This is a genomic window from Aureimonas ureilytica (assembly GCF_001475935.1).
Taxonomy (GTDB): domain Bacteria; phylum Pseudomonadota; class Alphaproteobacteria; order Rhizobiales; family Rhizobiaceae; genus Aureimonas; species Aureimonas ureilytica_A.
In genome coordinates this window covers 1-14,256 of record NZ_LDQA01000073.1, presented here as the reverse complement: position 1 = coordinate 14,256, position 14,256 = coordinate 1, and the positions used below count along the sequence as shown (strand labels likewise).

Genomic DNA, 14,256 nt, shown 5'->3' with positions numbered 1-14,256 from the left:
TGATGCTGTGTGTGTTTTTTTTGTCAGGCTCCGGCGACCAGCTAGATCTACACAGCGTTGTTCGTCGGCAGCTTCAGAAGCCGGATCGCCAGCAGGCCGTGCGTGCCTTGCAGGAGCGGGTGAACGAGTTCGGACACCAGCACGCGGCCAAGGCCCCCGCCGCGTCGCCGGCGAAGAAGCCGGGGATGAGCCTCGATCTGGATGACGCGTTCGACCGGATGAGCGCGTAAGGCGGCCATCGGCCGGAGGCGTGGACGGGGCGGAGGCTCCGACGACCCCGCCTCCGGCCGCCGAGCCCATCCTTGGACACTCCGGCAGTCGAGGAAGCGGGCTGAGCAACACGGCGGAGCCTTACGCACCCGCACGTCCCGACCGGTCTGAAGGCTCGTTCGCCCCGCCCGCGAAGAGCGCCGATCGCCAAAGAGATTACAATTGTCGCGCCACCGACGAGCGCCAGACGAGCGGGGCCTCGAACACCCGATCCGCCGGCTCGTCCACAATGCCGCCCGCGACGATGCGCACCATCCATTGGCTGATGTCGGACACGGGCTGCGCGAAGGTCGTGAGATCGTAGGAGGCCCAGCCCGCCTGCTCGATATCGTCGAACCCGATCACGCCGACCTCCCCCGGCACGCTGCGTCCGAAGCGATGGCGCGCGGCGTCCAGAACGCCGCAGGCCAGAAGATCGGTCACGGCAAAGACGGCGTCGGGCGGATCGTCGGAAGCGAACAGCTCGGTTCCCCCCTGAAGGCCGCTTTCATAAGCCGTGGCCCCGCCCTCCCACACGGCGACCTGCCGGCCCGCCTCGCGCGCGGTGGCGAGGAAACAGTCCCGCCGGGCCGTGAGACTGGGGGTTCCGATCCCCGAGGTGACGAGGGCGAGGCGCCGATAACCCGCGCGCAGAAACAGGTTGGCGGCCGTGCGGGCGGCGCGCGCATTGTCCACCGAGAGGTTGACCGTGCCGGGCAAGTGGTCGTCGCGATTGAGAAGGATCAGGCGCTGGCCGCTGTCGAGGCAACTTTGCGCGATCGAACGATAGGGCGTGCCCGACAGAACCAGGGTCGCGTCGGCGCGGTAGTTGAGCGTCTGGCGCAGTGCCTCGTCCACCCGCCCGGAGGCGCGCCCCGCGTTCAGCACCATGACGACCTTGCCGGCCTCCTGCAGGACACGCGACAGGGTTTCGATCAGGCTCGACAGATAGGGCGTGTGGATGTCGGCGACGACCAGGCAGACGATCCCCGTCTGCTGGCGCATCAGCCCGCGCGCCAGATGGTTGACATGGTAGCCCAGCTCGGCTGCGGCGGCCTCGACCTTGGCGCGCGTGTCGGGCGAGATGCTGGCGCCCGGCGTGAAGGCGCGCGACACCGCCGAGCGCGAGACGCCCGCCAGCCGCGCCACTTCCTGTGCGCTGGCAAAGGCGACCGGACGCACCGCCTCCTCGTATCCCTTGTTTTTCGTCATCGCTCTGTCTGCAAGGCCGTGCAACGTCAACAGAGGCGACGATGGCAGAACTCAGAAAGGTTGACAATCCGGATCGAAACGTCGAGCTTGCACAGGAGTGCAAAGTACCAACGATGCTGGGAGGCTCGACAATGCGCACCAAACTTCTCATCGCCGCCATGCTCGTGGGAGCGGCCTCCGCTCCCCTTCCCGCTCAGGCAGCCGGGACGCTGAACCTGATCTGCGCCGCCGACGTGAAATGGTGCGAGCTGATGGAGCGCCTGTTCGAGGCCGATCACGACATCGACGTCAACATGGTGCGCATGAGTTCGGGCGAGGCCTATGCCCGGCTTCGCGCCGAAGCGCGCAACCCCAAGACCGATCTCTGGTGGGCGGGCACGGGCGACCCGCATCTTCAGGCCGCCGACGATAAGCTGACGGCGGAGTATAAATCCCCCATGCTGGAGCAGCTTCAGCCCTGGGCGCAGAAACAGGCCGAAGTGTCGGGCTATCGCACGGTCGGCATCTATTCCGGCGCGCTCGGCTGGGGCTACAACACCGAGATCCTCGCCAAGAAGGGGCTGGACGCCCCGGCCTGCTGGAAGGACCTGACGGACGCGAAATACAAGGGCGAAATCCAGATCGCCAATCCGAACTCGTCGGGCACCGCCTATACCGCGCTCGCGACGCTGGTGCAGCTGATGGGCGAGGACCAAGCCTTCGCCTATCAGAAGGCGCTCAACGCCAATGTCACGCAATACACCAAGTCCGGCTCGGCCCCGGTCAAGGCGGCGGCGCGCGGCGAGACCGGCATCGGCATCGTCTTCATGCATGACGCGGTGGCGATGACCAAGCAGGGCTTCCCGGTCAAAACCGTCGCCCCGTGTGAGGGCACGGGCTTCGAGGTCGGCTCCATGTCGATCGTCAAGGGCGCCAAGAATCTCGAGAACGCCAAGATCTTCTACGACTGGGCGCTTTCGGCCGAGGTGCAGTCCAAGGCCGCCGAGGCCGACAGCTTCCAGCTGCCCTCCAACACGAGCGCCACCGTGCCGCCCGAAGCGCCCAAGCTCGGCGAGATCAAGCTGATCGACTACGACTTCGCCAAATACGGCAATGCCGAGACCCGCAAGGCGCTTCTGGAGCGCTGGGACCGCGAGATCGGCGCCTCCGCCAACTGATCCGACGTCGGCGGGCGCTGGATGAGCGCCCGCCTGTCTCAGTCAACGGGAGGACTTGCCGATGGATTCGCGTGTTCGCCGGCTCGACGGCGCGCTGCTGCTCGCCCTCGTCGCCTTCGCGCTCCTGCCCTGGTACGGGCTGGAGGGCGGCATCTGGAACGGGGGCTGGGTCGCCTCCTGGCCGCTCGCGCGCGAAGCCGCGCCCGCTCTGGTGCAGATCGGAGTGCGCTCCGCGCTCTGGCTCGTGCCCTTGGCGCTTGCCATCGCGGCCGCGCTCGCCCTGCGCTTCACGCCGCCAGGAGAGCGGCGCGGGCGGTGGCTGGCCGCTGTCGGCGGCATCGGCCTCGCCTGTCTCGTCGCGGAAGGGCTGGCAATCGGCTATGGCGGCTGGAACTGGAGCGGCTGGGAATCCCTCTTCGGCCCGCTGGAGGACGGCCAGCCGCCCTTCGGCCTCGGCGCTTTCGCCCTCGCCCTGGCCTTTCTTCTGTTTCTGTCCTTTGGCCTCGCCGAGCGCGGCCGCCTGCGGGGCGATGCCTTCGTTCTGTCGGCCATCGCGCTTGTCGTCGCGCTGGTCACGGCCTTCGTTCTTTATCCGCTGGCGAGCCTCTTTGCCGGCGCGTTCCAGGCGCTCGACGGCTCGTTCGACGCCACCAGCTTCCTCACCAATATCCAGGACCCCTCGATCTGGTCGCTCGGCTGCCTGACGGGCTCGGGCAATTGCGGCCTCGCCTGGCGCACCGTAACGCTCGCCATCTGCACGGGCCTCGGCACGACGATCCTCGGCCTTGCCTTCGCGCTGGTGGCCACGCGCACCGGCTTTCCCTTCAAGCGCCTCCTGCGCCTTCTGACGATCCTGCCGATCATCACGCCGCCCTTCGTGATCGGCCTCGCGCTGATCCTTCTCTTCGGGCGCTCGGGCGTCGTCACGCAGACCATTCTGACGCTGACGGGCCTCGATGGCGGGCGCTGGCTCTATGGCCTGCCCGGCATCTGGATCGCGCAGATGCTGAGCTTCACGCCGATCGCCTTCATGGTGCTGATCGGCGTCATGGAAGGCATCAGCCCCGCTATGGAGGAGGCCGCGCAGACCATGCGCGCCAACCGCTGGCGCACCTTCTGGACCGTCACCTTCCCGCTCATGCGCCCCGGCCTTGCCAATGCCTTTCTGGTGGGCTTCATCGAAAGCATGGCCGATTTCGGCAATCCGCTGGTGCTCGGCGGCAGCCATGGCGTCCTTTCGACCGAAATCTTCTTCGCCGTCGTCGGCGCGCAGAACGACCCGGCCCGCGCGGCCGTTCTCGCTCTCGTACTGCTGGCCTTCACGCTCTCGGCCTTCTTCCTCCAGCGCGTCTGGCTGCGCGGGCGCTCCTATACGACCGTCACCGGCAAGGGCGATTCCGGCCGCCATGTGCCGCTCGACCCCAAGCTGCGCGCCATCGTCGTCGGCGCGGTTTCGATCTGGGTCGTCTTCACGCTCACCGTCTATGCCATGATCGTCTTCGGAAGTTTCGTGCGCACCCTCGGCCTCGACAACACGCTGACGCTCGACCACTACGCCAAGGCCTTCTCGGTCGCCTCGGGCGAAAGCGGGTTGCGCTGGACGGGCGTTGCCTGGAACTCGTTCTGGACGACGATGGAGATCGCGCTGATCGCCGCCCCGCTCACCGCCCTGGTCGGCCTCCTGTCGGCCTATCTCCTGGTGCGCCAGCGCTTTGCGGGCCGGGAGATGCTGGAATTCGTGCTGATGCTTTCCTTCGCCATTCCCGGCACGGTGATCGGCGTGTCCTATGTGCTCGCCTTCAACCTGCCGCCCATCGAGATGACGGGCACGGCGATGATCCTCGTGGTCTGCTTCGTGTTCCGCAACATGCCGGTGGGCGTGCGCGGCGGCATCGCGGCCATGAGCCAGCTCGACCGGAGCCTCGACGAGGCCTCGCTGACGCTGGGAGCCAATTCCTTCACCACGCTGCGCCGCGTCGTGCTGCCGCTCCTGAAGCCCGCCATCGTTGCCGCGCTGGTCTATTCCTTCGTGCGCTCGATCACCTCGATCAGCGCCGTGATCTTCCTGGTCAGCGCGCAGTACAATATGGCGACCTCCTATATCGTCGGGCTGACGGAGAACGGCGAATACGGCGTCGCCATCGCCTATTCCACCATGCTGATCGCGGTGATGGTCGTCGTCATCGGCCTGTTCCAGCTCCTCGTCGGCAAACGCACCTTGCGGCGCGAAACGCGCAACACCGCGCCCGCCGCCGCAGCCCCCACGACTGCCGCCACGCTTTCGCAGGAGAAGGTCGCATGACCCAGACCGCCGCCAAGGGCTCCGTCCGTTTCGAAGCCGTCGAAAAGCGCTTCGGCGCCGTCCTCGCCATCCGCTCGCTCTCCTTCGACATCGAGCCGGGAACGCTGGTGACGCTGCTGGGGCCGTCCGGCTGCGGCAAGACCACGACCCTGCGGATGCTGGCCGGGCTCGAACAGCCCACCGCCGGGCGCATCCTGATCGGCGGGCGGGACGTGACCAACCTGCCCGCCAACGAGCGCGACGTTTCGATGGTGTTCCAGTCCTACGCGCTGTTCCCGCATATGAGCGTCGGCGAGAACGTCGCCTATGGGCTGCGCTCGGGCGGAAGCTCCAAGCGCGAGGCGCTGGAGCGGGCAAAAGATGGGCTGGCGCTGGTCGGCCTCGAAGGCTTCGCCGAACGCCTGCCGAGCGAATTGTCGGGCGGCCAGCAGCAGCGCGTCGCGGTCGCGCGGGCCCTCGTCCTGGAGCCGCAGGTTCTGCTTTTGGACGAGCCGCTGTCCAATCTCGACGCGCGGCTGCGCCGCCATGTGCGCACCGAAATCCGCGAATTGCAGCAGCGCCTCGGCTTCACCGCCGTCTATGTCACGCACGATCAGGAGGAGGCGCTGGCCGTGTCCGACCGGATCGTGGTGATGAAGAGCGGCGAGATCGCGCAGGCCGGCTCGCCGCGCGAATTGTACGAGACGCCCGCCTCCTCCTTCATTGCCGACTTCATCGGCGAGGCCAATGTCGTGCCCTGCGAGGTCGCGCGCGCGGGCGATGGCGGGCTAGAGGCCCGGCTCGGCGGGCTGCGCCATCCGATCCGCGCGGCGACGGCGCGCGAAGGCGCGGCCCAGCTCGCGATCCGCCCGAACGCCATCACGCTGGGCGATCCCCGGCCCGACCGGCTGGACGGTCGCGTCGCCAGCGCGGCGTATCTGGGCGATCACATCGAATACGAGGTGGAAACCGCGCTCGGCCGCCTTTTCGTGGTGGATACCGCCATCGAGACCGTGCGCCCGGTTTCCAGCGCCATCGGCATCGGCCTGCACGAGCGGGGCGTCGCCTTGATCCCGGCTTGAGAGAGATCATGACCGACATGAACGAAACCACCGACCACGCCATCCGCGCGCGCCAGACGCTGGCCGAAGCCATCGCGCGGGAGGGCGGACGCGTCGCGCTATCCTATTTCCGCGACCGCTCGCGCCTGACGGTCGACCAGAAGATGAACGGGCAGGATGTCGTCTCCATCGCCGACAAGGAGGTGGAGACCTTGCTGCGCGAGCGCATCGCGGCGAGCTTCCCCGAGGACGGCCTGCTCGGCGAGGAATACGGGCTTCAGGAGGGCCGGTCGGGCTTTCGCTGGGTGATGGACCCGATCGACGGCACGAGCCCTTTCGTGTTCGGCATTCCGGCCTGGTGTGTGTCCATCGCCCTGATGCAGGGCGAGCGGATCGTGGCGGGCGTGATCTACGCGCCGACGACGGACGAGCTGTATTCCGCCCGGCGCGGGGCGGGCGCGACGATGAACGGCCAGCCGATCCGCGTGTCGGAGAGCGCGACGCTCCAGACCGGCATTCTGGGGCTCGGCGCCAACCACCGCGTGCCCGCCGCCACCGTCTCGCGCGTGGTGGAGCAGCTTCTCACCGAAGGCGGCATGTTCATCCGCAACGGCTCGGGCGCCTTGATGCTGGCCTATGTCGCGGCCGGGCGTCTGGCGGCTTATTGGGAGCCGCATATGAACGCCTGGGACTGCTATGCCGGCTTTCTTCTGGTGGAAGAAGCGGGCGGCTGGATCGTCGATCCCGCCGAGTGGAGCGGCCTGATGGATGGCGGTCCCGTCGTCGCGGGCTGCCCCGGCACACGGGCCGATCTCCTGCGGATCATCGGGGCGAAGCCCGCCTGAAGGGGAGCGGCGCGTCCGGCTGCGCGCTCGTTCTCCCGCACATCGCACAAGCGAATGGTTTCGTTGGCCCCGCAACACAATCTTTAAGTGACTTCACCTATCATCGGCGCGTAATGTTGGCAGTGCTGAGGGGGGAGCCCAGTGATCGATATGCATCAGCGGATCCCCTTGGGCGAATGCGAAATTGACTCGCCACCCGCCGAAAGGGTGGCAGAACGGATCGCCGTTCAGGATCGGATCATCGCGGCCCTGCAAGACCAGATCCGCGAACAGGACATCCGCCACCGCTACGCCTGTGAACTCAGCAATCGAATTCCCTGGATGGCGGCGCCGAACGGCGACCTCATGGAACTTCCGCCGCTCTGGACAGTGCTGACCGGGCTGAGCCTCGAGGACAGCCTGGGGAACGGATGGGTCGCTGCCGTCCATTCCGAAGATATCGAACCCCTGAAGGAGATCTGGCAGCAGGCGCTTTCGACCGGTGAGGACGCGCAGGCCGAATTTCGGCTCATCATGCGCAACGGCGATCTGCGCTGGTTCCATGTCCGCGCCGTACCACGCAAGGCGGAAGACGGATCGATCATTCGCTGGTACGGTACGCTGGAGGACGCTCACGACAGGAGGGTCGCCGAAGAGGCGTCGAAGCAGAGCGAAGCCTTCGCGCTCCGCGTGCTGGAAAGCACGACCGATCATGTCGTGGTCATGGATCGGGACTGGCGCATCACCTTCATGAACGCGCAAGCCACACGGTTCATACACGATCGGCGTCAAGGGAAGATCGGGGATGTCCTGTGGGATATCTATCCAGACTATCTCGGAAGCGACTACGAAATCCACTACCGACAAGCCTTGGCAACCGGCAGACCCGTTCGGTTCGAAGCGGGGATGATCGATAGCGACGGGTGGCTCGACCTCAACGTCTGTCCCACGAGCGATGGGCTCGCGGTGTTCTTTCGCGACATCACCGAGGTCAAGCGCGCCAGCGACGCGCTCATCGAACAGGCGCATCGGGACGAGCTGACGGGCCTTGCCAACCGTGCCCTCTTCAACAAGGCGCTGGAGGAGGCGTTCGAGCACCGGGCCGAGCGCGACACCAGCGTACTCCTTCTCGACCTCGACCTCTTCAAGGAGGTGAACGACACGCTGGGCCACCCGGTGGGTGACAGGCTCCTGAGAAAAGTGGCGCTCCGGTTCCAGTCGGCGATCGGCAAGAGGGACGTTCTCGCGCGCCTGGGCGGAGACGAGTTCGCCGTGATCCATCGCCCGAGCGCCGATGGGCGCAGCGTCGAGGCCCTGGCCGAGCGCCTGATGGAGAGCTTCACCGAGTGCTTCTTCGTGGACGGCATCGCGATCAAGCTGGCCGCCAGCATCGGGACCGCCAAGTCCTCGCCAGCCGACACCTCGTCCAACGACCTGTTCAAGGCGGCCGACATCGCGCTCTACCGCGCCAAGGAAGACGGACGCGGGGCGATCCGCGCCTTCGATGACGGCATGGCCGAGCGCCTGCAGGCCCGGCAGACGATGAAGGTCGATCTCGATGTGGCGCTGGTGCTCGGCGAACTGCGCCTCGTCTACCAGCCGCTTCTCGACATCGCCTCCGGGCGGATCGCGGGCGCCGAAGCGCTGGTGCGCTGGCGCCATCCGACGCTGGGCGAAATCTCGCCGGGCGAGTTCATTCCGCTCGCCGAGGATACGGGCCTGATCGTCGAGATGGGCGACTGGATTCTGCGGCAAGCCTGTATGCAGGCCGCGCTTTGGCCCGACGACCGGACGATCGCCGTCAACATCTCGCCCGTCCAGATCCGCGACGAAACCCTTCCTGAGCGCGTTCTCTACGCGCTCTCGAACGCCGGCATCGCGCCGTCGCGGCTGGAACTCGAAATCACCGAGTCCGTGCTCCTGAACGATAGCGAGCGCAACATTGCCGTGCTGCACGCCCTGCGCGAGGCGGGCGTGCGGATCGCGCTCGACGATTTCGGAACCGGCTTTTCCTCGCTGTCCTATCTGCGCTCGTTCCCCTTCGACAAGCTCAAGCTCGACCGCTGCTTCGTCGGCGATATCGGGGGCTCGCCGCAATCCGAGGCCATCATCCGGGCCGCCGGCGAGATGGGCCGGGCGATGGCGATGACCACCACCGCCGAGGGCGTGGAGACGGCCGAACAGCTCGACTGGCTGCGCGCCAATGGCTGGGCGCAGGCGCAGGGCTGGCACACCGGCCGCCCGATGGAGGCGAGCGCGATCCGCGATCTCATGAGCAGGCGCAAGGCGGAGCCTGCGAGCGCGGGCGAAAATCCCGATCCTTGCGGAAGATGACGCAGGCCCGCTGACCTTTGGCTGGGCGTGCGGGCGCGGTGCCCGCGGCATGGTAGGGGCGACAGCCCTTCGCCTCATACTCATGGGATGCCGAGCGAAGCGGGCGCGACCGGATCAAGGACGACGTGTCAGCCGCGACCATCCACCTTGTCCCCGTGAACGGCTGAGGCGGCCCTTGGGGTGGTGGATGGCTGGGTGCCTCCCGCCGAAGCCAAGCGGCCATGGGTCGGGTCCCGCGCAGGCCGCCCCTCGCCTGCGAGGTCGCCCTGTGGCTGGCTCTCAGGGGCCGGCGCAGATCGTGGCTTTCACGGTCGGCACCTCGCCCACCTGCGCGGCATAGGCCCGGAAGCCGAGAGCATCCAGCTTGATGATGCGATACGAGGGATGGCCGCCGGTCCACCAGAGATCGGGCCGGTCGAGATCGGTGATGAAGCGATGCGCGCAGGCCTGTCCCGAACTATAGGCGATGCCCTCCGCGCTCGTGCCGGCCAGCGGCACATGGATATGCCCGAAGACGATATGGCGGATGCCGGCGGGATGCTGGTCGAGCACCCGCATCACCGCCCCCTCGTCATGCATCCCGATCGCGTCGAAATGCGCGATGCCGACCTCGATCGGCGGATGGTGGACGAAGACGGTGACGGGCTGGTCGCCGCCCTCGGCCAGCGTGGACGAAAGCCAGGCCAGACGATCATCCCCGTAGATACCGCCGATCACGCCGGCCTCGTGGCTGTCCAGAAACAGGAGGCGGCCGAAGGGCGTGTCGAGATGCGACTGGACATAACCGTTCATGTCCAGCGGCTGCTCGGGGAAGGCCGCGATGAAGTTCGGCCGGTCGTCGTGATTGCCGAGAAGGAGGCGCATGGGGAACGGAACGGGCGCCAGAATCTCGCGAAGAAGGGCGTAAGCCTGTGGGTCGCCGTGATTGCCCAGATCCCCCGTCATGACGAGGAGATCGGCGTCGGCATGGCGCTCCACGATATCGGCCACGGCGGCGCGCAGCTGCTGTTCGGGATCGACGCCGTTCACCACCACGCCGGACGGCATGAGATGCGTGTCGGTGATTTGAATGATCTTCATCGCTTGAGATGTCCTGCGGTATAAGAAGACGCCGCGAGGGCTTTGCCCTCGCGGCCGCTGGTGCCGTTACTTCATCAAGGCGTTGGTCTGCTCGACGATCTGCTTGAGCCCGGCCTCGGGCGTCACCTCGCCGCGCATCACCGTGCCGATGATGTCGCGCTGGGTGCGCCAGATGCGCACGGAATCGCCGCCGGGATAGCCGGCCCACGGCAGCGAGCGGTCGGCCTGAAGCGAGGCGGTCTTCACGTTCGGATGCTCGGCATAATAGGGGGCGAGATAGTCCGGCCCGGTGGCGAGCTTGTTGGTGGGCAGATAGCCGGTGATGCGCACGATCTGGTTCTGCGCCTCCGGCCCGGTGATCCACTTCAAGTAGTCCCAGGCCGCGTCCTGCTTGGCCTTGTCCTGCGTCAGGATCACGGCCGAATTGCCGCCCGTGGGAACCCCGCCCTTTTCGGCGTTGTCGAGCGGGAAGGTCGCGGTCTTCAGCGCGAAGCGATCGCCCACCAGCCCTTCGATGGTCTGGACATGGGCGGGTGTCGAGAAGATGAAGCCGGTGAGGCCCGCGCCGAACTGCTGGCGCGACTGGTCCCAGTCGAGCAGGGTCTGGCCGCCCTCGGTGACGAAGCGGCGCGTCAGCTTCAGGGCGTTGAGGCCGATCTCGTTGTCGAAGCCGACCGTCTTGGCTGCCGTGTCCACGACCTTGCCGCCCTGCTCCAGGATCAGCGCCTGCCACAGCCAGTCGTCCGGCCAGCCGTTGATGTCATAGCCCATGCCGGCGATCTTGGGATCGAGCGCATGAATCTTGGCGGCGAGTTCGATGAGACCGGCAAAGGTCTTTGGCATGTTCTCGGGGTCGCCGCCGGCCTTCTTCACGAGATCGGCGTTGATGTAGATGATGGGCGAGGAAGCGTTGACCGGCAGGCCGTATTGCTCGCCGTCCACCTGGCCGAGCGCGGCCATTTTCGGGCTGTAGTTCTTATCCATGAAGGCTTGGCCGCCTTCCTTCTGGATGAAGGGGCCGAGATCGGTGATCTGGCCGCGCGGCTTCAGCGTGTGCACGAGTTCGCCGGTCAGATTGTAGCCGGAGAAATAGACATCGGGCAGATTGCCGGTGACGGCGGCGCGCAGAACCTGCTGCTGCCCCTCGTTATAGCCGGCGGCCGGCGCGAGGAAGTTGATCGTCACGTCGGGATGGGCCTTCATGAACTGATCGGCCAGCGGCTGATGGAATTTCGTGAAGCCCGGCAGGTTGTAGAGGACGTTGAGCGTGACCTTACCTTCCGCGAACGCGGGGAGTCCCGCCGAAAAAAGGGTCAGCGCGGCCGCCAGGCCGCCAAGGGCGGTCCGTCGTGTCGTGATCATGATGAACTCCAGTTGATACGGTGTTGGGCCGGCGGCGTTACTTGACGCCGGTCATGGTGATGCCCGCGATGAAGTGCCTGCGGGCGAGAAGGAAGCAGAGGACCATCGGTGCGGTGATGATGGCCGCGCCCGCCATGAGCGCGCCGTAGTTCGCGCCCGATTCCACGTCGGAAAAGAACAGCATTCCGAGCGGGGGCGGCGCGAGGTTGGTGTCCGACACCACGATCATCGGCCAGTAGAGATCGTTCCAGTGCGCCACGAGCGAGAACACGGCGAAGGCGGCAAGCGAGGGCAGCGAGCCGCGCAGCACCAGCCCCCAGCAGATCTCCCATTCGGAAAACCCGTCGATCCGCGCCGCCTCGATGATCTCGTCGGGATAGGAGCGAAAGGACTGGTGGAACAGGAAGACGGCGAAGACCGACAGGAAGAAGGGCGCCATCATCGCGAAATAGGTGTTCAGAAGCTGGGCCTTGGCGAGCCCGACGAAGAGCGGCAAGGCCAGCGCCTGCATGGGCACGCAGAGCGCCGCAATGATCAGCGTCAGCAAGAGCTTGCGGCCGGGAAAGCGGAGCTTGGCCAGCGCATAGGCCATGGGCACGGCGGTCAGCACCTGCACCGCCAGAATGCCGAAACACACGATCACGCCGTTCAGCATGAAGCGGGCCATCGGCACCTGCCCGATCGCGCGGGCGTAATTGTCGGCGGCGTCGAAATGCTCGGGGATCGGCCAGAGCGAGACGTCGAAGATCTCGGCGGGCGAGCGGATCGAGGTCAGTGCCATCCAGTAGAAGGGAAGCAGCATGACGAAGGCGCCGAGCGCGAGAACGGCATGCGGCGCGGTGGAGCGAAGGCGAAGCATCAGTAATGCACCTTCCGGTCCAGATAGAGGGTCTGACCGACCGAGAGGATCAGGACGAAGAGGAGGAAGACCAGCGTCAGCGCGGCGGCATAGCCCGTGTTCGAATATTCGAACCCTTCGAGATAGAGCGCGTAGAGCAGCGTCTCCGAACCCGACCGGCCTTTGGTCAGCACCGCCACGGTCTCGAACACCTTGAAGGCGGAGATCGAGGTCGTCACCACCACGAACAGGGTGGTCGGCCCCAGCATCGGCCAGGTCACGGTGAAGAAGCGATCCACCGGGCTCTTCGCCCCGTCGAGCCGCGCGGCCTCGTAGAGATCCTGCGGAATGGCGGTGAGCCCGGCCAGAAACAGCACCATGTTGAAGCCGAGGATCTGCCAGATGCCGATCAGCGCCATGGTCGGGATCAGAAGCGCGGGGTTGGAGAGAAACGCCACCGGCTCGAAGCCCAGCGCCTTGATGGCGGCGTTGACGGGCCCGAGCGAAGGATGCAGCAGAAATTGCCAGACCGTCGCCATGGCGACCAGGGTCGCGGTGACGGGCAGGAAATAGGCCGCCTCCCAGAAGGCGCGGCTGCGCTTGCGCCCATGCACCAGAAGCGCGATGCCCAGCGCCAGAAACACGCCGAACGGGATCACGATCAGCGCATAGACCAGCGTGTTGGCGACGGCGCGCAGAAACACCGCGTCATGCAGGGCCTTGGTGAAGTTGGCGAGCCCGACGAAATGCGTCGAGAGCGCCCCGAGCCGGTAGTCCGTCACCGAGAAGCCGGCCAGAACCACCATCGGGATCAGGTAGATCGCGAGAAGCAGGAGGCCGGCGGGGGCGGCGAAGAGGAGACCCCGCCGCGCCATCCGACGATCCCGGCTTGCGCGGGACGCGCTCGCTCCGGCGGGGCGCGCGGGGGCTGGGCTGAGAGCGACCGTGCTCATGCCGCCATGCGCTCCCGGCAGGAGATGTCGCAGCGCATGCCGTCGCTGCCGAAGAGATGTGCGCGCCGCTCGGCAAAACGCAGATAGACGATCCCGTCGGCATCGGCCCCGATGGCCTCGCCGGCCTTCTGCCGCATGACGAGGCGCACCGCCTCGTCCCCCAGAAGCTGGCAGGTCACGAACTGATCGGCCCCATGGGTTTCGGATCGCAGGACCCGCGCCGCGACGCCGCTCGATGCGGGCTCGATATCCTCGGCCCGGAAGCCGAGCGTTCCCGTCCCGCTCGTGCCCGCCGGCGCGCGCAGGTCGAACCGTTCGGCTCCCGCCGAAATCTCGCCGGAGGCGGAAATCTGCACCGGCAGAAGGTTGATCGACGGCGTGCCGATGAAGCGCGCGACGGTGAGCGTCGCGGGGCGCCCGTAGAGTTCGTCCGGGGTGCCGAGCTGTTCGATCCGGCCGCCCGACATGAGCGCGATCCGGTTCGACATGGTCATCGCCTCGATCTGATCGTGCGTGACATAGACGAAGGTCGCGCCGAGCCGGCGATGCAGGGCCGTCAGTTCCTCGCGCATATGGGCGCGCAGCTTGGCGTCGAGATTGGACAGGGGCTCGTCCATCAGGAAGGCGGCGGGCGAGCGCACCAGGGCGCGGGCGAGCGCCACGCGCTGGCGCTGGCCGCCCGACAATTGCGCGGGCTTGCGATCCAGAAGATGGCCGATTTCCAGAAGCTCGGCGGCGCGCACAGCCTCCGCCCCGATCTCGCGCAGCGTCTGCGCCCGGCCCGGCACCATCCGCCCCGCCAGGGGCATCCGCGCCCAGAAGGGCAGGCGGCGCATCCGCAGGGGCGTTTCGATGTTCTGGCGCACGCTCATATGCGGATAGAGCGCGTAGGACTGGAACACCAT

Annotated in this window: 12 protein-coding genes; 6 read left to right on the top strand and 6 right to left on the bottom strand. The window is 66.8% G+C overall.

The annotated features are described in order from the left end of the window. On the top strand, nt 1-230 hold a 230-nt coding region (locus tag NS365_RS24635), incomplete at its 5' end, for a hypothetical protein (RefSeq protein ID WP_058602353.1). A 196-nt stretch (nt 231-426) separates the two neighbouring features. Here the strand turns inward: NS365_RS24635 and NS365_RS21510 are convergent. Further along, the gene (locus NS365_RS21510; protein WP_058602352.1) at nt 427-1,461 is read right to left on the bottom strand and encodes a LacI family DNA-binding transcriptional regulator; all 1,035 of its coding nucleotides are present in this window, start codon (nt 1,459-1,461) and stop codon (nt 427-429) included. 131 nt (nt 1,462-1,592) lie between these two features. On the opposite strand from NS365_RS21510, the gene NS365_RS21505 reads away from it, so the two are divergent. The 5 genes from NS365_RS21505 to NS365_RS21485 all read left to right on the top strand — a co-directional run bounded on the left by NS365_RS21505 (nt 1,593) and on the right by NS365_RS21485 (nt 9,118). Then, a complete protein-coding gene (locus NS365_RS21505; RefSeq protein WP_058602351.1) occupies nt 1,593-2,618 on the top strand; it encodes an ABC transporter substrate-binding protein in 1,026 nt (341 codons plus the stop codon). Nucleotides 2,619-2,679: 61 nt separating this feature from the next. Next, entirely contained in the window at nt 2,680-4,920 is a 2,241-nt protein-coding gene (locus NS365_RS21500; RefSeq protein WP_058602350.1) for an ABC transporter permease, read from the top strand. Further along, nucleotides 4,917-5,981, top strand: a complete 1,065-nt coding sequence (locus NS365_RS21495) for an ABC transporter ATP-binding protein (protein WP_058602349.1) — start codon at nt 4,917-4,919, stop codon at nt 5,979-5,981. The genes NS365_RS21500 and NS365_RS21495 overlap by 4 nt, the downstream gene beginning before the upstream one ends. An 8-nt stretch (nt 5,982-5,989) precedes the next feature. After that, nucleotides 5,990-6,805 carry an inositol monophosphatase family protein gene (locus tag NS365_RS21490; protein ID WP_082684772.1) on the top strand — a complete coding sequence of 272 codons (816 nt, stop codon included), beginning with the start codon at nt 5,990-5,992 and terminating at the stop codon, nt 6,803-6,805. Nucleotides 6,806-7,012: 207 nt separating this feature from the next. Continuing rightward, on the top strand, nt 7,013-9,118 hold the full coding sequence (locus tag NS365_RS21485) for a putative bifunctional diguanylate cyclase/phosphodiesterase (protein ID WP_193753503.1): 2,106 nt from the start codon (nt 7,013-7,015) through the stop codon (nt 9,116-9,118). 279 nt (nt 9,119-9,397) lie between these two features. Here NS365_RS21485 and NS365_RS21480 read toward each other — a convergent pair whose 3' ends face one another. The 5 genes from NS365_RS21480 to NS365_RS21460 form a co-directional block, all read right to left on the bottom strand. Continuing rightward, nucleotides 9,398-10,198: a phosphodiesterase gene (locus tag NS365_RS21480; RefSeq protein WP_058602347.1), complete on the bottom strand. Its 801-nt coding sequence runs from the start codon at nt 10,196-10,198 to the stop codon at nt 9,398-9,400. 66 nt (nt 10,199-10,264) lie between these two features. Beyond that, the gene (locus NS365_RS21475; protein WP_058602346.1) at nt 10,265-11,560 is read right to left on the bottom strand and encodes an ABC transporter substrate-binding protein; all 1,296 of its coding nucleotides are present in this window, start codon (nt 11,558-11,560) and stop codon (nt 10,265-10,267) included. 37 nt (nt 11,561-11,597) lie between these two features. Beyond that, nucleotides 11,598-12,419 carry a carbohydrate ABC transporter permease gene (locus NS365_RS21470; RefSeq protein WP_058602345.1) on the bottom strand — a complete coding sequence of 274 codons (822 nt, stop codon included), beginning with the start codon at nt 12,417-12,419 and terminating at the stop codon, nt 11,598-11,600. After that, entirely contained in the window at nt 12,419-13,273 is an 855-nt protein-coding gene (locus NS365_RS21465; protein WP_244498528.1) for a carbohydrate ABC transporter permease, read from the bottom strand. The genes NS365_RS21470 and NS365_RS21465 overlap by 1 nt, the downstream gene beginning before the upstream one ends. 74 nt (nt 13,274-13,347) lie before the next feature. Beyond that, nucleotides 13,348-14,256, bottom strand: a 909-nt coding sequence (locus NS365_RS21460) for an ABC transporter ATP-binding protein (protein ID WP_058602343.1), incomplete at its 5' end; no start/stop codon positions are given.